Origin of the sequence: Planomonospora parontospora (genome assembly GCA_014647935.1) — a bacterium.
GTDB lineage: Bacteria > Actinomycetota > Actinomycetes > Streptosporangiales > Streptosporangiaceae > Planomonospora > Planomonospora parontospora.
The window spans coordinates 235,262-256,375 of the sequence record BMQD01000008.1 but is presented as its reverse complement, the minus strand read 5'-3'; the positions used below and the strand labels follow the sequence as shown (position 1 = coordinate 256,375).

24 protein-coding genes are annotated in these 21,114 nt (G+C 73.5%); 11 read left to right on the top strand and 13 right to left on the bottom strand.

The window, feature by feature from the left end; translation table 11 throughout:
* Positions 1–10 precede the first annotated feature (10 nt).
* The 4 genes from IEZ07_RS15280 to IEZ07_RS15265 form a co-directional block, all read right to left on the bottom strand.
* A complete protein-coding gene (locus IEZ07_RS15280; RefSeq protein ID WP_191895344.1) occupies positions 11–1,207 on the bottom strand; it encodes a S8 family serine peptidase in 1,197 nt (398 codons plus the stop codon).
* Positions 1,201–2,154: a hypothetical protein gene (locus tag IEZ07_RS15275; RefSeq protein WP_239319974.1), complete on the bottom strand. Its 954-nt coding sequence runs from the start codon at positions 2,152–2,154 to the stop codon at positions 1,201–1,203. Before IEZ07_RS15275 ends, IEZ07_RS15280 begins: the two co-directional genes overlap by 7 nt.
* A gap of 95 nt (positions 2,155–2,249) precedes the next feature.
* Entirely contained in the window at positions 2,250–3,476 is a 1,227-nt protein-coding gene (locus IEZ07_RS15270) for a S8 family serine peptidase (protein ID WP_191895343.1), read from the bottom strand.
* A gap of 161 nt (positions 3,477–3,637) precedes the next feature.
* On the bottom strand, positions 3,638–4,369 hold the full coding sequence (locus tag IEZ07_RS15265) for a hypothetical protein (RefSeq protein WP_239319976.1): 732 nt from the start codon (positions 4,367–4,369) through the stop codon (positions 3,638–3,640).
* Positions 4,370–4,526: 157 nt separating this feature from the next.
* On the opposite strand from IEZ07_RS15265, the gene IEZ07_RS15260 reads away from it, so the two are divergent.
* Together IEZ07_RS15260 and IEZ07_RS15255 are read left to right on the top strand one after the other, a co-directional pair.
* Positions 4,527–5,021, top strand: coding sequence for a hypothetical protein (locus tag IEZ07_RS15260; protein WP_191895342.1), 495 nt, complete (start codon positions 4,527–4,529; stop codon positions 5,019–5,021).
* Complete coding sequence (locus IEZ07_RS15255; RefSeq protein ID WP_191895341.1) at positions 5,021–5,323, top strand: transcriptional regulator; 303 nt, start codon at positions 5,021–5,023, stop codon at positions 5,321–5,323. Before IEZ07_RS15260 ends, IEZ07_RS15255 begins: the two co-directional genes overlap by 1 nt.
* A 141-nt stretch (positions 5,324–5,464) precedes the next feature.
* On the opposite strand, the gene moeZ is transcribed toward IEZ07_RS15255, so the two are convergent.
* A complete protein-coding gene (gene moeZ, locus IEZ07_RS15250) occupies positions 5,465–6,646 on the bottom strand; it encodes an adenylyltransferase/sulfurtransferase MoeZ (RefSeq protein ID WP_191895340.1) in 1,182 nt (393 codons plus the stop codon).
* A 73-nt stretch (positions 6,647–6,719) separates the two neighbouring features.
* On the bottom strand, positions 6,720–7,643 hold the full coding sequence (locus IEZ07_RS15245) for an alpha/beta fold hydrolase (protein WP_191895339.1): 924 nt from the start codon (positions 7,641–7,643) through the stop codon (positions 6,720–6,722).
* Positions 7,644–7,919: 276 nt separating this feature from the next.
* Between IEZ07_RS15245 and IEZ07_RS15240 the strand changes: the two genes are divergently transcribed.
* Positions 7,920–8,291: a hypothetical protein gene (locus IEZ07_RS15240; protein ID WP_191895338.1), complete on the top strand. Its 372-nt coding sequence runs from the start codon at positions 7,920–7,922 to the stop codon at positions 8,289–8,291.
* A 94-nt stretch (positions 8,292–8,385) separates the two neighbouring features.
* Here the strand turns inward: IEZ07_RS15240 and ku are convergent, their stop codons facing one another.
* The gene (gene ku / locus IEZ07_RS15235) at positions 8,386–9,276 is read right to left on the bottom strand and encodes a non-homologous end joining protein Ku (protein WP_191895337.1); all 891 of its coding nucleotides are present in this window, start codon (positions 9,274–9,276) and stop codon (positions 8,386–8,388) included.
* A gap of 198 nt (positions 9,277–9,474) precedes the next feature.
* Here ku and IEZ07_RS15230 point away from each other — a divergent pair, with 198 nt between their 5' ends.
* From IEZ07_RS15230 to IEZ07_RS15220, 3 genes are all read left to right on the top strand, one after another.
* On the top strand, positions 9,475–9,708 hold the full coding sequence (locus tag IEZ07_RS15230; RefSeq protein WP_084008809.1) for an Rv3202a family protein: 234 nt from the start codon (positions 9,475–9,477) through the stop codon (positions 9,706–9,708).
* A 59-nt stretch (positions 9,709–9,767) separates the two neighbouring features.
* Positions 9,768–10,388 (top strand): TetR/AcrR family transcriptional regulator, encoded by a 621-nt coding sequence (locus tag IEZ07_RS15225; RefSeq protein ID WP_153054514.1) that lies wholly within the window; start codon positions 9,768–9,770, stop codon positions 10,386–10,388.
* Positions 10,389–10,527: 139 nt separating this feature from the next.
* A complete protein-coding gene (locus IEZ07_RS15220) occupies positions 10,528–10,758 on the top strand; it encodes a DUF3107 domain-containing protein (RefSeq protein ID WP_068901389.1) in 231 nt (76 codons plus the stop codon).
* A gap of 72 nt (positions 10,759–10,830) precedes the next feature.
* Here the strand turns inward: IEZ07_RS15220 and IEZ07_RS15215 are convergent, their stop codons facing one another.
* The gene (locus IEZ07_RS15215; protein ID WP_191895336.1) at positions 10,831–11,481 is read right to left on the bottom strand and encodes a ferritin-like fold-containing protein; all 651 of its coding nucleotides are present in this window, start codon (positions 11,479–11,481) and stop codon (positions 10,831–10,833) included.
* A gap of 403 nt (positions 11,482–11,884) precedes the next feature.
* Here IEZ07_RS15215 and IEZ07_RS15210 point away from each other — a divergent pair, with 403 nt between their 5' ends.
* The 3 genes from IEZ07_RS15210 to IEZ07_RS15200 all read left to right on the top strand — a co-directional run bounded on the left by IEZ07_RS15210 (position 11,885) and on the right by IEZ07_RS15200 (position 15,725).
* Positions 11,885–13,645, top strand: coding sequence for a DEAD/DEAH box helicase (locus IEZ07_RS15210; protein WP_191895335.1), 1,761 nt, complete (start codon positions 11,885–11,887; stop codon positions 13,643–13,645).
* 108 nt (positions 13,646–13,753) lie between these two features.
* Positions 13,754–14,626: an alpha/beta fold hydrolase gene (locus IEZ07_RS15205; protein ID WP_191895334.1), complete on the top strand. Its 873-nt coding sequence runs from the start codon at positions 13,754–13,756 to the stop codon at positions 14,624–14,626.
* A 163-nt stretch (positions 14,627–14,789) separates the two neighbouring features.
* Positions 14,790–15,725 (top strand): oxygenase MpaB family protein, encoded by a 936-nt coding sequence (locus IEZ07_RS15200; protein WP_191895333.1) that lies wholly within the window; start codon positions 14,790–14,792, stop codon positions 15,723–15,725.
* Positions 15,726–15,833: 108 nt separating this feature from the next.
* On the opposite strand, the gene IEZ07_RS15195 is transcribed toward IEZ07_RS15200, so the two are convergent.
* The 3 genes from IEZ07_RS15195 to IEZ07_RS15185 form a co-directional block, all read right to left on the bottom strand.
* Positions 15,834–16,127, bottom strand: coding sequence for an alpha/beta hydrolase (locus tag IEZ07_RS15195; protein WP_204054375.1), 294 nt, complete (start codon positions 16,125–16,127; stop codon positions 15,834–15,836).
* Between the two features lie 140 nt (positions 16,128–16,267).
* Positions 16,268–17,197, bottom strand: a complete 930-nt coding sequence (locus IEZ07_RS15190; protein ID WP_191895332.1) for a RecB family exonuclease — start codon at positions 17,195–17,197, stop codon at positions 16,268–16,270.
* Between the two features lie 6 nt (positions 17,198–17,203).
* Positions 17,204–17,932 carry an MBL fold metallo-hydrolase gene (locus IEZ07_RS15185; protein ID WP_191895331.1) on the bottom strand — a complete coding sequence of 243 codons (729 nt, stop codon included), beginning with the start codon at positions 17,930–17,932 and terminating at the stop codon, positions 17,204–17,206.
* A gap of 621 nt (positions 17,933–18,553) precedes the next feature.
* On the opposite strand from IEZ07_RS15185, the gene IEZ07_RS35690 reads away from it, so the two are divergent.
* Complete coding sequence (locus tag IEZ07_RS35690) at positions 18,554–19,027, top strand: helix-turn-helix domain-containing protein (protein ID WP_239319979.1); 474 nt, start codon at positions 18,554–18,556, stop codon at positions 19,025–19,027.
* Between the two features lie 20 nt (positions 19,028–19,047).
* Complete coding sequence (locus IEZ07_RS35685) at positions 19,048–19,443, top strand: zinc ribbon domain-containing protein (protein ID WP_239319981.1); 396 nt, start codon at positions 19,048–19,050, stop codon at positions 19,441–19,443.
* Between the two features lie 237 nt (positions 19,444–19,680).
* On the opposite strand, the gene IEZ07_RS15175 is transcribed toward IEZ07_RS35685, so the two are convergent.
* Positions 19,681–20,298: a MarC family protein gene (locus IEZ07_RS15175; RefSeq protein ID WP_068901376.1), complete on the bottom strand. Its 618-nt coding sequence runs from the start codon at positions 20,296–20,298 to the stop codon at positions 19,681–19,683.
* Between the two features lie 174 nt (positions 20,299–20,472).
* The gene (locus tag IEZ07_RS15170; RefSeq protein ID WP_191895330.1) at positions 20,473–21,114 is read right to left on the bottom strand and encodes a DUF6758 family protein; all 642 of its coding nucleotides are present in this window, start codon (positions 21,112–21,114) and stop codon (positions 20,473–20,475) included.

The following is a 21,114-nucleotide window of genomic DNA, read 5'->3' as shown; positions in this document are numbered from 1 at the left end:
ACGCCGATCCTCACCGCGACGCGGGTCTCCGGGTGAGGACGACCACGGCCCCGGCGAAGGCGAGCACCCCGAGGACCAGGCCGGCGCCGTACAGCCAGAGGCGGAACGGGTCGGCGCCCGGCCGGGGCGCCTCCTCCGGGAGCGCTCCTCCACCGAAGCGGTGCTTCTCGTCCACCGGGACCGGGGCCGCGGCCGCCATCAGCTCCCCAGCCCGGGCGAGGGCCTTCCCGGCGTCCACCGTGCCGAACCCGACGTACTCGTCGTATCCGGGTACCGGGCCCGAGTCCGCCGTGGCGGCGATGGCGCGCGCGACCATGTCCGGCGGCATCCGCGGGTGCTCCGCCTTGATGAGGGCGGCGATCCCCGCCACCAGCGCGGTCGCCGAACTCGTCCCCTCCGAGGACTCGTACCTCCCGCCGGGGACCACCACCGGCACGTCCACGCCCGGCGCCGAGACCAGGACCGACAGGTTGTCGCTGCTGAACGGGGCGGGCCTGCCCTCCCGGTCGACCGCCCCCACCCCGATGACGCCGGAGTATCCGGCCGGGAAGTTCCAGAAGGAGGTGCCGGCGCGCTCGGTCTGCTCGCTGTCGCCGTCGTTGCCCGCCGCCGCGACGAGTACCACCCCCCGGGAGAGCGCGTAGGAGACCGCCTCCCGCTCGGCCCGGTGCGGGCCGTAGGCGCCCAGCGACATGCTCACGACGTCGGCCCCGTGGTCGGCGGCGTAGCGGATCGCCCGGGCCAGCGGGCTGTCCCCGCGGGTGCGCAGGTCGTCGTCCGAGGCCGCGGGGAGATCCCCGTCGAGCACCAGCGGCAGCGACAGGACCCGTGCCTCCGGGGCGACGCCGAGCAGGCCGCCGTCGCCCCGGCCCGCCCCGGCGATGAGGGAGGCCATCGCGGTGCCGTGCCGCCGCCCGGCGGACTCGCCGCCGCCGGCGCCGTCCGGCCCGGCCGATCCCATGGCGGGCCCGGCGGTGACCCGGCCCCGCAGCTCGGCGACCTCCGCGTCCACCTCGCCGTCCACCAGGGCCACGGTGACCCCCGCGCCCCTGGTGGCCTTCCAGGCCTGCCCGACGTTGAGGGCCTCCAGCACCCAGCGCTGGTCCTCCCGGACGTCGGCGGCGGCCGGCGCCGCGACCGGCCCGGCGACCAGCGTGAGGGCGACGGCCGGCGCGCCCAGCGCCCGGAGCCGCCACCGCCTCAGCACACGTTCCCCTGGGTGCAGCGGGGCACGGCGGGCTCGTCGCCCAGCGCGTGCGCGATGCGCCCGGCCACGGCCTGGGCCGTCGGCCACAGCTCGCTGTGCGGGATCTCCTCGGGGGCGACCGCCTGGCGGGTGCGGCCGTCGGTGTAACCGGCGGTGGAGAAGACGATGTACGGCCCGACCCCCACCCAGGCGTTGCGCTGGCGCTGGGCCGCGCCGAACAGCTCCGTGGCGGTGCCGCGGAAGGCCACCGGCCGGACGCCCACCCGGTCGTCGTTCGACAGGTCTCCCGCCACCGCCTGCCGCCGCTCGGCGTCCTCCATGACGGCGACGCCGACGGTGACCGCGAACGTGGACGTCTGGTCGACGTACGTGGCACGCAGCAGCGTGCGGCACCCGTGCTCCTCCAGGACCGACCCGACCGCGGCGTCCGTGCCGGAGCGGCAGGCCGTCTCGGGGGCGATGCCGACCCTGCGGGCGTAGAGCTGGACCCGGCCGAGGCCGATGTACTCCAGTTCCGAGGGGAAGACCAGCGTCGCCGGCCAGGTGTGCCACCGCCCGGCGATGTCCTCCTGGACGTAGCGCGCCTTCTCGGCCTCGGTCAGCGGGCGGGAGGCGGTCTCGCGGAGCAGGCCGACCGCGCCGGTCAGCACGTCCGTCGCGGCGATGGCGAGGATCATCCCGACCAGCAGCAGGAAGAGCGCGCGGAGCCGGACCCCCTGCTCGATCGAGGCCGCCTCGGCGGGGCGGACCGCCGCCCGGTCGCGGAACGTCTGGGGCCAGGGACGGACCCTGGCCCGGCGGGCGGTGGCGCGTGGAGGGCCTTCCCGGGCCCGCGCGGCCCCGGCGCGCCGCACCCCGGCGCCCGCCGGCGGCCAGCCTCCGCGGGCACGCGGCGGCGAGGTTTCCAGGTGCCGTTCCGGCTCCTGGGACCTCCCGGGCTGCGACATACTCCGATGCTACGTCGCGCCCTTCTCCGGCCCCATCGCCGGACCGTGTTTGTGGCGTCACGGAGAGCGCCCGCGACGCGGGCACGGGAGCCCGGTCAGGGCGCGGCCACGGGCTCCGGGGCGGCCGGGGCGGGCGCCGGGTCCGCCGCCCGCACCCGCCCGGCGACGACCGCGATCACCGCGAGGGACGCGACGGCGCCGATCCCGCCGGTCAGCGCCACCCCCGCGTGCACGGCGATCCTGCGCCGGTCCCGGTGGACCACCCGGACCGGCCCGGCCGCCCGGGAACCCGCGCCCAGCGGGCGATCCGGGTCGTGGGCGCCGGGTCCCGAGGCGGTGTGGGTGTGGCGGGAGATCCGGTCCGCCTCGGCGAGCGCCCGGGCGGCGTTGACCACGCCGAAACCCGTGCCGGTGTCGTAGCCGCCGGCCGGCCGCCGGGTCGCGCCGGCGGTGAGCGCCTGCACCACCAGCGCGGGCGACATCTCCGGATGCTCCGACTTGATCAGCGCGGCCACGCCGGAGACCAGCGCGGTCGCCTGGGAGGTGCCGCGGCCGACCCAGTAGGCGTCGCCGGGACCCGCGCCGAGGACGTCCACACCCGGTGCGGCCACCAGGACCGAGGGGTTGGCGTTGGAGAAGGAGGCCCGGCGCAGGCCCGGCCCCGTGGCCGCCACCGAGACCACCCCCGGGAAGGACGCCGGGTAGGAGTAGGGCGCGTACCCTCCGTCGGCGGCCCCGCCCGCGCCCTCGTTCCCGGCCGCCGCCACGAGCACCACCCCCCGGGAGACCGCGTAGCGGATCGCCGCCCGCTCCTCGCCGGTGGCCAGCTCCTTCGAGATCGACATGTTGATCACGTCTGCGCCGCGGTCCACGGCGTACCTGATGCCCCTGGCCACCACGTCCTCGAACCGCTCGGCGGCGTTGAACTCCCGGAAGCCGGGCTCCTCGTCCTCCAGGATCACCCGCACCGAAAGCACGCGCGCCCGGGGCGCGACCCCGATCACCCCGTCGGCGCCGCCCGGGCCGTGGCCGTGCCCGGCGATCAGGGAGGCCATGTAGGTGCCGTGCAGCCGCGGGGGCACCGTACCCGGCGGGTTGGCCCCCGCCGTGAAGTCCCTGCCCTCGGTCACCGAGCCCGCCAGGTCGCGGTGGCGCGCGTCCACGCCGGAGTCCAGCACCGCGACCGTCACCCCCTGCCCCTGGGAGGTCCGCCAGGCCCGGGGCAGGTCCAGGGTCCGCAGCACCTCCCGCTGCCTGCTCCTGACCTCGTCGGCGTGGGCGCTCCCGGCGGGCAGGACCGGGACGAGCCCGCAGGCGAGCACGGCCGACGCCCCCGCCGCGGCCGCCCACCGGACCGCCCGGCCGGCCGTCCCTCGGGCCCTCCGCCCGGCCGCCGGACCGCCCGGCCGGCCGTTCGCACGGCGAGCCGCCCGCCGCGGCGTCCACCGCGATGTCCACCGGGACGGCCACCGGGACGTCCGCCTCAGCACCGCCACTCCGGAGCGGAGCAGTCCGGCCGGGCGGGGGTGGACAGGTTCGCGAGGATCCGGTCGGCGATGTCGCCGGTGAAGGCGAACATGGTCGGCCGCTGCCTGCCGGCCGTCTTCGCCGGGCGCCCGTCGACCCGCCCGGCGGTGACCATCACCAGGTACGGCCCGCCCGCGCGCGCCGTGCTCGCCTGCCGGCCCGCCTGGATGAACCGGTCGGCGACCGTGCCGGAGAAAGCCAGGGCCCGCAGCCCCGGGGAGGGGCGCCCGCCCCGGGGGAGCCCCGCCATGGCGGAGGCCGCCGGGCCCTCTCCGGGGAACGCCGCGACGCCGATGGTGAGGACGACGCCCTGGAGCGCGTCGAGGTAGGTGGCGCGCAGGATCCCCCGGCAGCCCGCCCGGGTCAGCGCCTTCCGCAGCGCGGCGTCCACCGCCCGGCCGCAGTCCGTCTCCGGTGAGATGCCCACCCGGCGGGCCCGCTCGGTCCCGCCCTGCTCGGCGGAGTAGCGCACCGTCTCGGGGAAGACCTTCCCCGCGGGCCAGACCCGCCAGCGGCGGGCCACCTCCGCGGCGGCCGCCCGGTCCAGCTCGACCGCGCTCGGGCCCCGGGTGAGCTCGGCTCCCGCGGCGCTCGCGGCGACGCCGGCCACAGCCGCGCAGGTCAGGGTGAGCGCGGACGCCGCCACCAGCGCGGACCGCACCCGCCGCCGACCCGGCACGTCGTTCACGCCCCCGACCTTAATGCGGCCGGGCCGGTGCCATTCCCCGTTCCCCTCAGATCAGGGACCGCGGAAAGTACTTGACGACATGGAAAGTAGAAAGTACTTTCCTTATTGGAAAGAGAAGGGAAGACCCGGCGGGAAGCCGCCCGGAGAAGGAGTCCTCATGAACGCGACCCCCGAGAGCATGGACCTCTCCCCCGAGGAGGCCGCCCGCGCCCTGTCCGGCATCCGCGCCACGCAGGCGCGGGCCGTGCGCACCATCCCGTGGTTCCCCACCTGGTTCGTCGTCGGCATCGGCCTGTCCACCACCCTCATCCAGGTCTCCGCCGACCCCCTCACCCCGGTCCCGCTGCGGATCGCCGGCGCCGTGCTGGCCGCGGCCGGGATCGCCGGCTCCTCCATCGCGATCGGCCGCAGCGGCCGGATGCGCGCCCACAAGAGCGTCATCTCCGCCGCGGGCATGCTGGGCTACACCGGCTGGCTGCTGGTGCTCATCGCCTGCACGGTGGCGGCGGCGGTCTTCCTGACCCTGAGCGGCGTCCCCTACGGCGCGACCTACGCCTGCCTCGGGATGACCGCGGCGATGGCCCTCACCGGCCCGCTCGTCGCCCGCTGGATCTCCGGCCGCAACGCCGACAAGATCGAGAGGGGGCGGTGATGGCACTCGACCCGGTCATCCACGCGCCCGCGCGGCTGCAGATCGTCGCGCTGCTGGCCGCGGCGGACGAGGCCGAGTTCGGGTTCGTCCGCGACCAGGTGGGGGTGAGCGACTCGGTGCTCTCCAAGCACGCGAGCGCCCTGGAGGGCGCCGGATACGTGGAGATCCGCAAGGGATACATCGGCAAGCGGCCCCGGACCTGGCTCAAGCTCTCCCCCCAGGGACGCCGGGCCTACGCCCTGCACGTGGCGGCCCTGCAGGCGATCGTCGCGCGGTCAGGGCTCACCCTCGCCCCGGAGTGACGGCGTCCGTCCCGGACGGGCCGCCGCGCGTCCCGGCCGGAGCGTCCCCGCTCCGGCGGCGCCCTCCCCCAGAACGGCGAACGCCCCGCGGAGCGGTGCTCCACGGGGCGCCGTACGGACGGCGGTGCCGGACCGGCGGGCCTAGTAGGCCGGCAGGCTCGGGTCGACCGTCTTGATCCAGCTCAGCACGCCGCCGCCGACGTGGACCGCGTCGGAGAAGCCGGCGTTCTTGACGATCGCCAGGCACTCGGCGGAGCGGGCGCCGGACTTGCAGTGCAGCACGATCTTCTTGTCCTGCGGGAGCCGCTCCAGGGCGGAGCCGTTGAGGAACTCGCCCTTGGGGATGAGCACGGCGCCCGGGATGGAGACGATCTCGTACTCGTTCGGCTCGCGGACGTCGACCACGTAGACGTTCTCACCCGCGTCCTGCCAGGACTTGAGCTCGGCCGCGGTGATCGTCGAACCGGAGGCCGCCTCCTGCGCCTCGGCGGAGACCGCGCCGCAGAACGCCTCGTAGTCCTCCAGCAGCTCGGTGACCGTCGGGTTCTTGCCGCAGAGCACGCACTCGGGGTCCTTGCGGACCTTGACCGAGCGGTAGGTCATCTCCAGGGCGTCGTAGATCATCAGGCGGCCGACCAGTGGCTCGCCGATGCCGGTGAGCACCTTGATGGCCTCGTTGACCTGGATGGAGCCGATCGACGCGCACAGCACGCCGAGCACGCCGCCCTCGGCGCAGGAGGGGACCATGCCGGGCGGCGGAGGCTCCGGGTAGAGGCAGCGGTAGCAGGGACCGTGCTCTGCCCAGAAGACGCTGGCCTGGCCGTCGAAGCGGTAGATCGACCCCCAGACGTACGGCTTGCCGAGGAGGACCGCCGCGTCGTTCACCATGTAGCGGGTGGCGAAGTTGTCGGTGCCGTCCACGATGAGGTCGTAGCCGGAGAAGACCTCCATGACGTTCTCGGTGGTCAGCACCTCGTTGTGGACGACCACGTCGATCAGGGGGTTGATCTCCCTGACCGAGGCCGCGGCGCTCTCGGCCTTGGGCCGGCCGACGTCGGACTGGCCGTGGATGACCTGGCGCTGCAGGTTGGACTCGTCGACGACGTCGAAGTCGATGACGCCCAGCGTGCCGACGCCCGCGGCCGCGAGGTACAGCAGGGCCGGGGATCCCAGCCCTCCGGCGCCCACACAGAGCACCTTGGCGTTCTTCAGGCGCTTCTGCCCGGCCATGCCCACGTCGGGGATGATCAGGTGGCGCGAGTAACGGCGCACCTCGTCGACGGTCAGCTCGGCTGCCGGCTCTACCAGCGGTGGCAACGACACAGTTCTGCTCCCGTTTCAGGGGTCTTGACGGATGCGGCTAGCGCACCACTCACAACCTAGCCGGGGGCTGCGCTCATTCCCCAATCGAGACGGGCGCCGTCTCAGATATCAGACGCCGGGCCTCCCGGGCCACCCGCTCGGGCACCTCCATCTGCGCCACGTGCCCCGCGTCCGGCAGCAGGACCAGCCGCACGTCCGGGAACGTACGGCCCGCCCGGGCGGCCATCCGCGGGTTGACGAGCCTGTCGTGGCGGCCGTGGATCACCAGCGTGGGCGCCTGCACCATGGCCGCCTGCCGCCAGAGGCTGTCCGCTCCGCGCTTGACGTACTCCCTGAGGTACTCCGCGACGAGGCCGCGGGCCGAGTTGATCACCGCCGCCCCGGCGTACGGCAGCTCGTCGCGGCGGCGCAGCTCCTCGATCGCCTCGCGCAGCCGCTCCGGATGGACCCGGCCGAGGTCGGCGTAGCACATGCCGAGCGTGGCGTTGAGCCTGCGCTCCGGGGGCAGGAGCCGCAGCCGGTCGAAGGCCCACTCCCCCAGCACGGGCACCGTGGACAGGGCCACGCGCGCCGGGCCGTACCGCAGGACCAGGTCGGGCAGGGCCGGGGAGACCAGGGTGAGCGAGCGGACCAGGTCGGGCCGGGTGGCGGCGAGCCGTACCGAGACGGCGCCGCCGAGGGAGTTGCCGAACAGGTGGACGGGCCGGTCCGCGATCTCCTCGATGAGCGCGGCGACCGTCCGGGCGTGGGCGCCGACGGAGTAGTCGCCGTCGGCCGGCTCCGGGGAGTAGCCGGAGCCCGGCAGGTCGATCGCGTGGCCGGTCACCACGTCGGACAGCTCGCCCATCAGGTCGGTCCAGTTGGTCGCCGACCCCGCCAGGCCGTGCACGTAGACCGCCGTCTCCGCGGGGCCGCGGGGCGTCGAGCGCACGTGCACGCGGCGCTCGCCGAGCTCGACCGTCCTGCCGGGCCAGCACGGAATCGGGTTGTCCCCCATGTCTCCTCCTGCGGGTTCACTACCTGTTAGGACGATATCCACCGGACGAAGCAGGAAAAACATCAGCGTTCCGGACTCATCGCCGCGGCATCCGCAAGCCGACGCCCTCCCCGCCCGCCGGACCGCTCTTTCATTTCGTCCCTTTTGTCCGGTATATACCAAAGACAGAATATTGTAACTCTATGTATTTAGTACATCACTCTCAGTGCCCGTTTTCGCAGAATGAATCCGGACATCAAGGCCTTAGTCACAACATCGATAGAGAAGGAGTGACGAATGCTCTCCAAGCGAATCGCCAGTGCCTTTGCGGCCGCCGCCGTGACCGGCAGCGGCCTGGTCGCCCTCACCGCGGTCACGGCGACCCCCGCCCAGGCCCAGGACGCCTGCCTCTACCAGGTGCGCAACGTCGCCGCCGACAGCTACCTCAAGGTGCGCAAGAAGCCCGGCAAGACGCCCAAGTCCTGGAACAAGCGGCACAAGACCGTGGACGTCCTCTACCCGGGGCAGGTCACCACCGGCAACTGCAAGCGCTCCAGGGAGAACTGGCGCAAGGTGTACGGCGACTCGGGCGTCGAGGGACACGTCCACAAGGCCTATGTGAAGAAGGGCCCGCGGATCACGACCGAGGAGGCCACCAGCGGCTCGTAGCCGATCCCGGTGACTCCTGTGCCGTGGCGCCCGCGAGGACGCCACGGCACAGCCGTGCCCGGCCCTCCCGCCGCGCGCCCCGCGGCACCCCGCGTCAGGCGGGCCGGCGGGCCCCACCCGGCCGGCGCTCCGGCGCGTCCCCGCCCCGCTCCACCGGGTCGTCCGCCCGGCGCCGCCCGGCCGCATCCCCCCTGTCCCCCCTGTCGCCCCGGTTCCGCTTGGCCGCGTCCACGCTGGCCCGCAGCACCGCCATCAGATCGGCCGAGGGGCCGCCCTCCCCGACCGGTGCCGCCGGCCGGACCACCTGGCGGCCCGCCGCCTTCGCCTCGACGACCTGCAGCAGCGCCTCCCGGTAGGCGTCCCGGTGCGCGGCCGGGTCGAAGTCCCCGCTCATGGTCTCGACGAGCGCCTCGGCCATCCGCGCCTCCTGCGCCCGGACCTCCACCTCCTCCTCCAGGAAGGCGAAGCCCGCCTCGCGCACCTCGTCGGGCCAGAGCATGGTCTCCAGCACCAGGACCCCCTCCCTGACCCGCAGCGCCGCGAGCGACTCGCGCTGCCGCAGCGCCACCTTCGCGACCGCCACCCGCCCCGACCGCTCCAGCGCGCCGCGGAGCAGCACGTACGGCCTCACCCCGGCAGGCTCCGGCTCCAGGTAGTAGGACTTGGCCAGCAGGACGGGGTCGATCTGGTCGGCAGGGCTGAACTGCAGGACCTCGATCCGGTGCGAGGTCGACAGCGGGAGGTCCTCGAAGTCAGCGTCTTCGAGCACCACGGTCTCTCCGGTCGGCAGGCCGTACCCCTTGGCCACCTCGGCGAAGGGCACCTCCTCGCCGCAGACCTCGCAGACCCGGCGGAAGCGGATGCGCCCGCCGTCCTCCCGGTGCACCTGGTTGAAGGCGACGCCGCGCTGCTCCGTCGCGGGGTACAGCCTGATCGGGATGGTGACGAGCCCGAACGACACCGCGCCGTTCCAGATGCTCCGCATGCCGTCTCCCTACGTCGGAACTCCCCCATCGATTTTCGCGCACATGTTCGGAAAAATCGCCAAGCGCATGGAAACACTTACCAACGAGGGACATACCCGCCACGGCGCATCCGATGCCCTGCCTTGCCCGGCCCGGGCACCCGGGGGACGTACGCTGGGGGGCGTCCCTTGTTCACAGCAGGACGGAAGGACGGGCCGATGTCGGAGATGGACGTGAACGACACCACCCTCGAGGAGATCGACGACGCCCTGTCCGAGACGGCGGGCCCGGCGGCGGACCTCGAGACCCCCGAGGCGGACGCGGCCGAGCAGCACCGCGAGGTGCGCGCCGGGACCCGAAGCTGGCCCGACCGCATCCCCTTCGACGCGGACCCCGCCGACGCCACGGACCAGAGCCGCGAGGTGGAGCTCGACGAGGATGACTATCGCTGACCTGGTTACCCGCGCGTAGGATGACCCGAGACGTAGGAGCATCCCGCAAGGAGAACGCCGTGACCACTACCCCGGACGCCAAGCCCCGGGGCACCCGGCTGCCCCGGATGGCCCGCCGCCGTCAGCTGCTCAGCGCGGCGCAGGAAGTGTTCGTGGAGAACGGCTACCACGCGGCCGCGATGGACGAGATCGCCGAGCGGGCCGGGGTCAGCAAGCCGGTTCTCTACCAGCACTTCCCCGGCAAGCAGGAGCTCTACCTCGCCCTGCTCGACCTGCACGTGGACGACATGATCACCCGCTGCCGGGACGCCCTGGCCTCCACCACCGACAACAAGCAGCGCGTCCAGGCGGCGATCGGGGCCTTCTTCGACTTCGTCTCCGGGCAGGGCGAGGCCTTCCGCCTCGTCTTCGAGTCCGACCTGCGCAACGTGGCCCCGGTCCGCCAGCGCATCGAGCGCAACCTCCGCGAGAGCGCCGAGATGATCAGCCAGGTCATCCAGGAGGACACCGGCTGCTCCAGCGACGAGGCCCACCTCCTGGGCGTCGGCCTGGTCGGCATGGCCGAGGTCAGCGCCCGCTACTGGCTCAGCAGCAACGGCTCCATCCCGAAGGACGCCGCCACCCAGCTCATGGCCCGCCTCGCCTGGCGCGGCATCTCCGGCTTCCCCCGTACGGGCTGACCGAGGGCCTCCCCGCACACCGGCCGACCGGGCCCGCCGCGCACCGGCGGGCCTGTTCGCTTGACGCGATCAACCGGCACGCGGAGCTCCCCGAGGGGCGACGATGAGACAGGCAGCCCTCATCGAAAGGGAGCAGCACATGGAAATCAAAATCGGCGTGCGGTCCGTGCACCGCGAGCTCGTGGTGGAGACCGACCTCTCGGCCGAGGAGGTCGAGAACGAACTCGGCAAGGCCCTCGCCGCCGACCGGGGCATCTTCTCCATCACCGACGTCAAGGGCCGCAGGGTCCTCGTCCCGATCACCTCGCTCGGCTTCGTCGAGATCGGCGAGGAGGAGTCCCGGCCCGTCGGCTTCGGCGGCACCCTCTGATCCGACCGGTAGCCCGGGGGGCGCGGCCTCGGGTCGCCCGGGGGCACGGCCTCGGGGCCGGGTCCCCGGGACTCACGGCCCCGGGGTCAGCCCCAGGGCGGCCATCCGCCTGCCGTGCGCCTCGGTCAGCCGGTTGAACATCCGGGTGACGTCCTCCCCGTCCGCGCTCACCAGCAGCACCGCCAGCTCCGGCCGCGCCTCGGCCACCCGCCGGGCCTGGCTCAGCGCCTCGCCCACCATCCGCCGGGCCCACAGCGCCAGCCGGCCGGCCGCCTTCGGGTCCTCCTCCAGAGCCGCGCCGACCCGGTCCACCGCGAACTGGCAGCGGCCCTCGTCGGCCAGCACCTCCTCGACCAGCGACCGCGTCTCGGCGTCCACGTGGGCCGCGGCCTCACGGTAGAAGTCGAGCGCGATCCCCGTGCCGACGTACGCCTTGACCAGAGCCTCCAGCCAGTCGTTCGGCGTGGTCCGCTCGTGCCAGCCGTCCAGCGCGTCGACGAAGGGGGCCATCGCCTCCTCCGGGTCGACGCCGAGCGAGGCGAGCCGGTCGCGGAGCAGCCGGAAGTGCGCGTACTCGGCCGCCGCGAGGTCGCCGAGCGCGGCCCGGTCGGTGAGCGTCGGCGCGTGCCGCGCGGCCTCCTCGGCGAGGCGGAGGAACGCGGTCAGCTCGGCGTAGGCGAGCACACCGAGCAGGTCGGCGACGCCAGGGCGGGAATCACTCATGGGGGCAGACTACGAGCGTCCGAGGCCGCCGGTGAACCGGTCCCGGTTCCCAGCGGGTCACCGGCCTTATTCATGCGGAATACCAGGAAATCGGTTCCCGGTTGTGGTATCGGGTACACTTCACTGTGAAAGTGCGACCGCACTGTGTTAACCCAGGAGATCCCTCCTGAACGCCCCCCGGAAATCGGCGTGACGCCGCAGCGGTCGCTGATGACATTGAGAGGGCTGGCCCTTCCGCGAGGACCCGGCACGGGGAGTTGTCGGCCCGTGGTCCCGGCAGGACTGCCTTCAACGGAGATTTAGGCAGGCCAAGCTGACGACGTTCCGAGACCTCGGAGTCACACCAGAGATCGCTGACGCCCTCGACACCGAGGGCATCACCACGCCGTTTCCCATCCAGGAGATGGCACTCCCCCTGGCCCTCGCGGGCCAGGACATCATCGGCCAGGCGCGCACCGGCACCGGCAAGACCTACGCCTTCGGCGTGGCGATGCTCCAGCGTGTCGGCAAGCCCAGGAAGAACCGGAAGAAGCCTCGCGGGCTGATCGTCGTACCGACCCGCGAGCTCGCCGTCCAGGTCACCGAGGACCTGGTCACGGCCGCAGGCAAGCTGGGCTCCCGGATCCTCACCGTGTACGGCGGGCGCGCCTACGAACCCCAGATCGAGGCACTCAAGCAGGGCGTCGACGTCATCGTCGGCACCCCCGGCCGCCTGCTCGACCTGGTCAAGCAGAAGCACCTCGACCTCTCGCAGATCGGCGTGCTCGTCCTGGACGAGGCCGACCGCATGCTCGACCTGGGCTTCCTGCCCGACATCGAGCGGATCATCAAGCTCGTCCCGGCCGAGCGGCAGACGATGCTGTTCTCCGCCACCCTGCCGGGCGAGATCGTCGGCCTGTCCCGGCGCTACCTCAACCGCCCGACCCACGTGCGGGCCGAGAACAACGACGCCGAGGCCGAGGCCACCCCGCAGACCACGCAGTTCGTCTGGCGCACGCACCGGATGGACAAGATCGAGATTCTCGGTCGCCTCCTCCAGTGCGAGGGCCGCGGGCTCACGATGGTCTTCTGCGAGACCAAGCGCGCCTGCGACCGGGTCGTGGAGGACCTCAAGGAGCGCGGCTTCGCCGCCGCCGCCGTCCACGGGGACCTCGGCCAGGGCCAGCGCGAGCAGGCCCTGCGGGCCTTCCGCAACGGCAAGATCGACGTCCTGGTCGCGACCGACGTCGCGGCGCGCGGCATCGACGTCGACGACGTCACCCACGTCGTCAACTACGACTGCCCGCAGGACGAGAAGGCGTACGTGCACCGGATCGGCCGCACCGGCCGCGCCGGCCGCACCGGCGTGGCGGTGACCTTCGTGGAGTGGGAGGACCTCACCCGCTGGAAGGTCATCAACAACGCGCTCTCGCTGGACTTCGCCGAGCCCGTCGAGAGCTACTCGACCTCGCCGCACATCTACAGCGCCCTGGGCATCCCCGAGGGCACCAAGGGTGTGCTGCCGCGCGCCAACCGCTCCCGCGCCGGCCTGGCGGCCGAGGAGGTCGAAGACCTCGGCGAGACCGGCCGCACCCGTTCGCGCACGCCCCGCAAGGGCCGCGACGAGGAGCGGGAGGAGCGCCGCGAGCGTCCCGCCCGCACCCCGCGCGAGCGCCGCCGCACGCGCGGCGGCCGGAACGGCGCGGAGGCCTCGGAGACGGCGGTCCCGGAGACGGCGGTCCCGGAGACGGCGGTCCCGGAGACGGTCGCCGTCGAGGAGGCCGCGGCGCCGGTCGAGGTCGCGGACGTCCCGAGTCCCGCCGTCGAGCTCCCTCAGGTGGAGGCAGATGTGGCACCGCACGACGGTGAGTCCGCGCCCCGGCGCGGCCGCACCCGCAGGACCGGGCGGAGCCCGGAGACCGCTCCCGTCGAGCCGGTGGCCGCCGAGGACCTCGACGCCCCCGACCCGGACGTCGAGGAGCCGGCGCCCGCGCCCCAGCAGCAGCGCCCCGAGCCAGAGAAGATCATTCCGCCGAGCCCGTTCGCGGTGATCTTCAAGTCTCCCGACCTGGCGACGGACGACGACGAGATCGCCCCCTCGGCGGCCTCCGAACGCGTCCAGAACCGCCGCCGCCCGGCGGCCCGGGGCCAGCAGCGGGGACCCCGCCGCGGCAACCAGCCGTAACCGCGGGGGAGGGACTCCGGGCATCCCGCCCGGTGTCCCTCCTCCGTCGGCCGCGGCCGTCCGCCGAGGCGGCAGGCCATCCCGACCAGAGAGGTATCGTGGTCTCACGTGAGTACGCCGCGTTTTCTGACCCTGCCTCCCGGTGTCCGCCCCATCTCGGTCGACACGGCGGCGGGCACGTTCGCCGCACTGGAGGCGATGCCCGTCAGCGGCATCCCGGAGCGCTGGCCCGCCCTGCTGGTCCCCGGTCTCACGGGCAGCAAGGAGGACTTCATCTCCGTCCTCCAGACGCTCGCCCAGTCGGGCCGCCGGGTCATCGCGATCGACATGCGCGGCCAGTTCGAGACGGACGGCCCGGACGACCCCGCCGCCTACACCTGCGCGGCGCTCGGCAACGACATCGACCTGCTGGCGCAGACGGTCAGCGGGGACGAGCCCCTCCATCTGGTCGGCCACTCCTTCGGCGGACTGGTCACCCGGGAGGCGGTCATCGACGGCCGCACCAAGTTCGCCTCCTACACGCTGATGAGCTCGGGCCCGGGCGCGATCGTCGGCCCGCGCGAGCGCTTCGGCCGCGCCATGCTCACCGAACTGCCCGAGTCCGGCCTGGAGCACCTGTGGCACCATCGGATGGAGCCGGAGGCGCTGGCCGCCGGGGTGCCCGATGAGATCGTCGCGTTCCTGCGCAAGCGGCTGTTCTCCAATTCGCCGGTGGGCATGACCACCATGACCCGGCAGGTGCTCTCCGCGCCCGACCGCTGCGGGGACCTCGCCCAGGTCGGCGTGGCCACCCTGGTCCTGTACGGCGAGCACGACGACGGCTGGCCCCCGCATCTGCAGGCCGAGATGGCGCACCGGCTGGACGCCGAGTGCGTGGTCGTCCCCGGCGCGGCGCACTCCCCCGCCGTGGAGGCCCCCGAGACCACGGCCGCCGCCCTCGTCCGGTTCTGGAACGCCGCCGAGGCCCGGCTGCTGAGCTGACCGCTCCGGCGGTACGGTTCCCCCGCCACGGAGACGGTGTTCCCCGGCGTTCCCCGGCGGTCACGGTAGTCACGGTGGGACGCACGTCACGGGACGGTTCCCGACCACGGAGGCGACACCCTGTTGGACGATCCGTCCAATCTTGTGTAACCATCTACTTACCATGGCGAGCATCGAAGACATCGTCGTCCAGCCCCCGCACACCGCGACCTGGCTCGTGCACATCGACCGCTCCATGTGGATCGGCGGCGTCCACGGCCTCATGCTGCAGGCCCTGCACCCCCTGGCGATGCGCGGGGTCTGGCAGAACTCCACCTTCCAGGACGACCCGTTCGGGCGGCTCCGCCGTACCGCCGACTTCGTGGGCCGGGTGACCTTCGGCAGCCCCGCGGAGGCCGAGGAGATCGGCCGTCGGGTCCGGGGCATCCACCGGAGCCTGCGCATCGACGACCCGGACACCGGCCGGACCCACCGGGTGGACGACCCCGAACTGCTGCTCTGGGTGCACTGCGCCGAGGTCTCGTCCTACCTGTCGGTGGCGCGGCGGGCGGGTCTCGCGCTCAGCGACCGCCAGGCCGACCGCTACCTCGCCGAGCAGCGCCGCAGTGCCGGCTACGTGGGACTGCACGCCGAGGACGTGCCGGGCTCGCTGGCCGAGCTGGACGACTACCTCGCCGGGGTCCGGCCCGCGCTGAAGGTCACCCCCGAGGCCGCCGAGACCGTCCGCTTCCTGCTCTGGCCGCGCCTGCCCGCCGGGCTCCGCATGCTCAACCCCGGCAAACCGGCCTACTTCCCGTTCGGCGCCCTGTGCTACCACTCGCTGCCCGGCTGGGCCAGGAGGATGTACGGCGTGCTGCCCGAAGTGCCCCGCGGCGCGGTCACCGCGGCGCTGCGGGCGTTCCGGCTGAGCATGAACGCCCTTCCCGAACCCGTCCACGACCGGGCCTTCACCCGGCGGACCCGCGAGATGCTCACCGCCTCCCGCGGGCGGCTGGGCGCGGCGGGCTACGACGTGAGCCGGGGCCTGAAAGGGCTGACCGATCCCCGGCGCTGGCCGGTCGGCGCGTCCCCGGCCGCCGGAGAGCGCCCGACAGGATGAAGCGGGTCACACCGCGGCCGCCGGTGCCAGGACCGGGGCGACGTGCACGGGCGGCCCCATGAGGAGCCGCCGCCTGCTCCGGACGCGCTTCGGCGAGGCTTGCTCACCTCACTCGGCCAGAGCACGGCGCAGGGTGGCGCCCAGCTCGGCGATCTGCAGTTGCGACACCTCGGCGGGCAGGGCCTGCGACCCGTGGAAGGTCCCGGCCCACTGGTGCAGCTCGACCGGGACGCCGGTCCGCAGCAGGCGCAGCGCGTACTCGATGGCCTCGTCGCGGAGCGGGTCGAACTCGGCGGTCGCGATGTAGGCGGCGGGCAGGACGGAAGGAACGCCAGGAAGGCTTCGAGTTCGGAATCCATGGAGTTCATCCTCACAGCCGGTCCGCGCCGGATCATCCGCCATCTGTCGGGCGTCCGGCGCCGATGACGCGACGGTCGGCGCCCGTTCCCCGCCCCACGGGGCAACGGCCCGGCGCTCCCCGACGCTCAGGTGCGGGCCCTGCCCGTCGACCGCGGACGGCGGGCCGGAAGGATCCGGGACCCTCAGGAGTCGGCCAGGCCGTCCCAGGGAAGCTTGTCCGGCGCCGCCGCCCGCCCCTCGGGGCAGTGGCGGCGGAAGTCGCACCACGAGCAGAGCGGGCCGGTCCGCGGCGGGAAGAGCGCCTCGATCTCCGGCGGGACCTCCGGCGGCGTGCGGTCCGCGTTCCCCGCCGCGCCCCTGCCCCGGCCCCTGCCCGCGCTCGCGCGCGAGCTCCGTCCCGCCGCCTCCGCCCAGGTCCCGTAGCGCTCGTCGGCTTCGGCGGCCTCGGTCGCGATCTCCTCCGCCCGGCGCAGGTGGCGCTCCAGGGACTCCTCGGTGTGCTCCCACGCCACGACCGAGCCGGTCGGCAGGTGGTGGAGCTCGACCCGCCTGCACGGCAGGTGCAGCATCCGGGAGGAGGCCAGGGCGTAGACGGCCAGCGCCAGCGAGGAGCGGGCTTCGTCCTCGGTCAGCGGGCGGCGGCCGGTCTTGTAGTCGACCACGACCAGCTCCCCGCCCCTGCGATCGAGCCGGTCGACGCGGCCGGACAGCGCGAGCACGGAGGTCTTGGTCGCCACGGTCCGCTCGACGCCGACGGGCTCGTCGGCCGGGTCGAGGGTCGCGGTGTAGCGGGCGACCATCGCCCGCGCCCGGTCGAGCCAGGCCGCCGACTGCCCGGCGTCCCGGAACCCGTCACCGATCCACCCCCTGGCCAGCAGCGCCTCCGCCGTCGCGGGGGTGCGCCGGTCGTACGGCTCCCGCCACCAGCCGGCCAGGGCGTTGTGCACGCTCACGCCCACGCTGGTGTGCGCCCACCGCGGCCCCCGCTGCGGCACGGGCATGTCGAGGTAGCCGAACCGGTAGCGCCGGGGGCAGTCCAGCCAGCCGTTGAGCCGCGACGGCGTGCAGGAGTAGAGCCGCCGCGGGACGCCCTCCAGGGGGAGCTGGTCCATGGAGGGCTAGTCGCGGTCGAGGTTCAGCCGGATCCCCGCGGCGCGCGTCCCGTCCTTCAGCGGACCCTCGTCCTCCGCCTCCGCCTCCGCCTCCGCGGTGCCGCGGGTCAGCGAACCGGACAGCCAGGCGTCGAACCGCGGCTCCAGGTCGCCGATGACGGCCTCCTCGCCGTGCGCGGGCAGCACGCGGGTGCTGTGGCGCAGGGTGAACAGCCGCCCGCCGATCGTGGAGAGCTGGTCGGCCAGCGCGGGGTACTCACCGCCGATCCTGCCCGGGCCGTCGGCCAGGAGCGTCTTGCCGGTGAAGACCGCGTCCAGCTCCTCGCAGTAGAGCGAGATGCCGCCCAGCGTGACACCGGGGGTCGTCATGACCTCCAGCTCCACGTCGGCGACGGCGAACACGCCCTCGTCCTCGAGCTCGATGTCCGGCCACGTGTCCGGCCAGGTCCGGCGCCACAGCGGCTTGTCCTTGGGGTGCATGGCGACCACGGCCTCGTCTCGCGCGGCCACCTCGATGGCGGCGCCGACGTGGTCGGGCAGGCCGTGGGTGCAGATGACGGCGAGCACCTCCCGCTCGCCGACCTGCTCCAGGATCTTCTCCGCGTCGCGCGCGGGGTCGATGACGATGACCTCCTCATCGTCACCCACGATCCAGGTGTTGTTCTCGACCTTGTGCTCGGTGCCGTCGACGTCGACGTCACCCTCGGTCACCACTCGCTCGATACGGGCTGTCACGCTTCAGAACCTTACCGGGAATCCGGAGAAAGCCTCGGCCTCCAGGCCGAGGATGAATGCGGTCCCCGTCAGGGGATGGCCCGCCGTCAGGCGGGCCATCCCGAGCGCGCGGCGCGGAACCCGCAAACGTCCGAAGAGCGGGACTGCTGGTCGATGCAGGTCCTGAGGACGGTCAGCAGGGCTCCACCGCAGGAAGCGGCCACGTAGCCCGGAGATCGGAAGCGGCCGTGCGTGATGGCGCGGTTGGTTCGGCCGGTGGACTCCGTGCGCGGGCCGGGCAAGGAGCAGCCCTCCGGCGAGGTGACCGGTTCGCCGCCGACGGCCGGGGGCGGGGAGCAGGCCAGGAGCTGGACAGGGTCGCCTTCGCGATCGAACGCGCGCAGCCCGGCCCCGGTCCCGGAGCCACCGCTCACCCCGATCGTGATCTCTTCCGGCGGTGCGGCCCCGCGTCATCGGCGGCGTTCCGCCGCTCTGCGGTCACGATGCCCTGCCAGGCGGGCGGCGCGGGCACCCGGTGTCCGCCGTGCCGGTGTTCACCCTCCTCGATCATGACGTGGCCGCTAACGCGTTCGAGTCCGCACACGCAGGGCGGGTGATCGATGGGGTGGGGAGGTGTTTCGCGTGCTGACCGGGCGCAGGTACCGGCTGGAGTTCGACGCCGGGCAGCGGCTGCTGGCCGAGCGGGTCGCCGCCGTGTGCCGGGCGGTGTGGAACACCGCACTGGAGCAGCGCCGCGTCTACCGCGCCCGGGGCGCGTTCGTCGGCTATGCCGAGCAGTGCCGGCAGCTCGCCGAGGCCAAAAAGGGACTTTCCCTGGCTGGCCGAAGCACCCACGCAGGCGCTGCAGCAGGCACTCAAGGACCTGGACGCGGCGTGCCGGCGGCATGGCACCTGGAAGGTCCGCTGGAAGACCCGGGCCCGCTGGCGGCCGTCGTTCCGGTTCCCCATCCCCAAGCAGATCCCGGTCCAGACGATCAACCGCCGGTGGGCGCGGGTGTTCCTGCCGAAATTCGGCTGGGTGCCCTTCCGGCTGTCGCGGCCGCCGGGCGCGGCGGCGGCGCGCGGACTTCACCGCCCAGGCCGCGCACCGACTGACCCGCGATTACGCGCATATCGTGCTGGAGGACCTGCACGTGCGCGCGATGACCGCGTCGGCGTCCGGCACGGCCGCGGCGCCGGGTGCGCGGGTGGCGCAGAAGTCTGGCCCGAACCGGGCGATATTGGACAAGGGCCGGTACGGGCTGGAGGTCGCGCTGCGCTCGGCGGCCCGTTACACCGGCAGTGTCGTCAGTGCGGTTCCGGCCGCGTACACGTCCCAGACGTGCTCGGCTCCGGCCTGCGGGCGGGTGGATGCGAAGAGCCGCGAGAGCCAAGCGCTCTTCCGTTGCACCGCCTGCGGGCAGGTCGAGCACGCCGATGTGAACGCGGCGAAATGCGTCAAAATCAAAGGACAGGCGGCCGGGCCGGTCGTCTCAGGGCGTGGAGACTTCGGGGGGTGCCCGGGTCGGTGAAGCGTCAAGCACCCGTTCCACGGCGCGCGGCGCACCGCGGGCTGCCGCGTGAGCGGCACGGGAATCCCCGCCGCTTTCAGGGCGGGAGCAGATCAATGCCTCTGTCGGTGGCGACGCTGCGCGTCGCGGCTCAGGGGCCGGTAACCGCCGTCTTCCCTCGTCGCTCATCCGCTGCGCTCCTTCGCTCCTCAGTCCAGACGCCGGAGCCCCCTCGCAGGTCGACTGCGACGCCGCGCGTCACGGCGCCACTCCCAGGAGCGTGCGCATGGCGGTGATGATGAGCTGTACGGCGAGCGCCGAGAGCAGCAGGCCCGCGATGCGGGTGACGAGTTCGATGCCGTTCTCCTTGACGACCCGGACGATGGCCAGCGAGAAGCGCATGAACACCCAGAGCAGGATGTGCACGACCCCGATGGCCAGGGCGAGCGCCAGGATGCCGCCGCTCTTGGCCCCGGCCTGCTGCGCGAAGACGATGGTCGCGACGATCGCCCCCGGACCGGCGAGCAGGGGCGTGCCGAGGGGGACCAGGGCGACGTTCACGTTGGACTTCATCGTGTTGGCGGGCGGCTCGGTCTCACCGGTGAGCAGCTGGAGGGCGACCAGCAGGAGCAGCAGGCCGCCGGCGATCTGCATGGCCGCCACCTCGACGTGCAGATAGCCGAGGATCGCCTGCCCGAAGACCGCGAACAGCACCACGAGGCAGAACGCGACGATGGGCGCCTGCCAGGCGATCCGCCTGCGCTCGGCCGTACCGCGGCCGCCGGTGTAGGCGAGGAAGAGCGGGATGATGCCGGGCGGGTCCATGATGACGAACATCGTGACGAACGCCTCGACGAAGAACTGGATGTCGAACACGCGTCCCCCTGGCCGGAGCGGAGGGGGATCGCCTCAATGCTAGCCATCCGGCCCGCGCCGGGACCTGCGGGGTTCCACGCCCGGCCGGGCCGACGTCGGGGCATGCTCGGACATCAGGGCATGCTGGGGCGCCGAAGCCGGGCGCACGAGGACGCCGCCGGGCGCGCCGGGCCGTCAGGCCTCCCCGACCTCCAGGCGCGGCGAGAAGGCGCCGAAGGGCAGGTCGAACACCTGCCCGTCGTCGCGCAGGTCACGCAGGGAGAGCTCGAAGAGGGCGACCAGGCAGCCCGCGTCGGCGGGCCAGACGACGGCCCACAGCCAGTCGCCCATCGCCTCACCGGCGTAGACCGCCCGGTCGGAGGCGCCGCTCACGCACCAGAGCGCGGCGGGGTGGCCGTTCACGTCGATCTTCGCGTGCGGCGGGCCGTCGCCGAACCCCTCCCCCGGGTCGGGGCCTGGCAGCCCGGCGAACCCCGCGCCGAGTCCCACCCCCGGCTCCTCCGCGATGATCAGCAGATCGGCGGGACCCTGGGTCAGCGAGGGGCCGGACAGCGCGACGACGGTGGCCCGGGTGCCGGTGCGCTCGTCGCCGGCCGCGGCGAACCCGGTGACCAGCCAGCCGGCCGGCAGCGGCCACGGCATCCAGACCGGGACGTGGGCCTCGCGGGTGACGGCCTCCACGGCCGCCTCCGACGGTTGCCGCGGCGGCTGCAGGGGCAGGACGTCGCCGTGCGGGCCGCATCGCCAGGCGCTTGACCAAGCACTCGGCGGGCGAAGCGGGCCGAAACAGCGTGGGCAGGTAGGCGATGCTCTCAC

Coding starts and splice junctions, on each gene's coding strand:
- IEZ07_RS15220 (WP_068901389.1), top strand. CDS start 10,528: ATGGAAATCAAAATCGGCGTGCGGTCCGTGCACCGCGAGCTCGTGGTG.
- IEZ07_RS15215 (WP_191895336.1), bottom strand. CDS start 11,481: ATGAGTGATTCCCGCCCTGGCGTCGCCGACCTGCTCGGTGTGCTCGCC.
- IEZ07_RS15195 (WP_204054375.1), bottom strand. CDS start 16,127: ATGGCGGATGATCCGGCGCGGACCGGCTGTGAGGATGAACTCCATGGA.
- IEZ07_RS15230 (WP_084008809.1), top strand. CDS start 9,475: ATGTCGGAGATGGACGTGAACGACACCACCCTCGAGGAGATCGACGAC.
- IEZ07_RS15240 (WP_191895338.1), top strand. CDS start 7,920: ATGCTCTCCAAGCGAATCGCCAGTGCCTTTGCGGCCGCCGCCGTGACC.
- IEZ07_RS15275 (WP_239319974.1), bottom strand. CDS start 2,154: ATGTCGCAGCCCGGGAGGTCCCAGGAGCCGGAACGGCACCTGGAAACC.
- IEZ07_RS15255 (WP_191895341.1), top strand. CDS start 5,021: ATGGCACTCGACCCGGTCATCCACGCGCCCGCGCGGCTGCAGATCGTC.
- IEZ07_RS15245 (WP_191895339.1), bottom strand. CDS start 7,643: ATGGGGGACAACCCGATTCCGTGCTGGCCCGGCAGGACGGTCGAGCTC.
- IEZ07_RS15260 (WP_191895342.1), top strand. CDS start 4,527: ATGAACGCGACCCCCGAGAGCATGGACCTCTCCCCCGAGGAGGCCGCC.
- ku (WP_191895337.1), bottom strand. CDS start 9,276: ATGCGGAGCATCTGGAACGGCGCGGTGTCGTTCGGGCTCGTCACCATC.
- IEZ07_RS15200 (WP_191895333.1), top strand. CDS start 14,790: ATGGCGAGCATCGAAGACATCGTCGTCCAGCCCCCGCACACCGCGACC.
- IEZ07_RS15210 (WP_191895335.1), top strand. CDS start 11,885: ATGGCACTCCCCCTGGCCCTCGCGGGCCAGGACATCATCGGCCAGGCG.
- IEZ07_RS15190 (WP_191895332.1), bottom strand. CDS start 17,197: ATGGACCAGCTCCCCCTGGAGGGCGTCCCGCGGCGGCTCTACTCCTGC.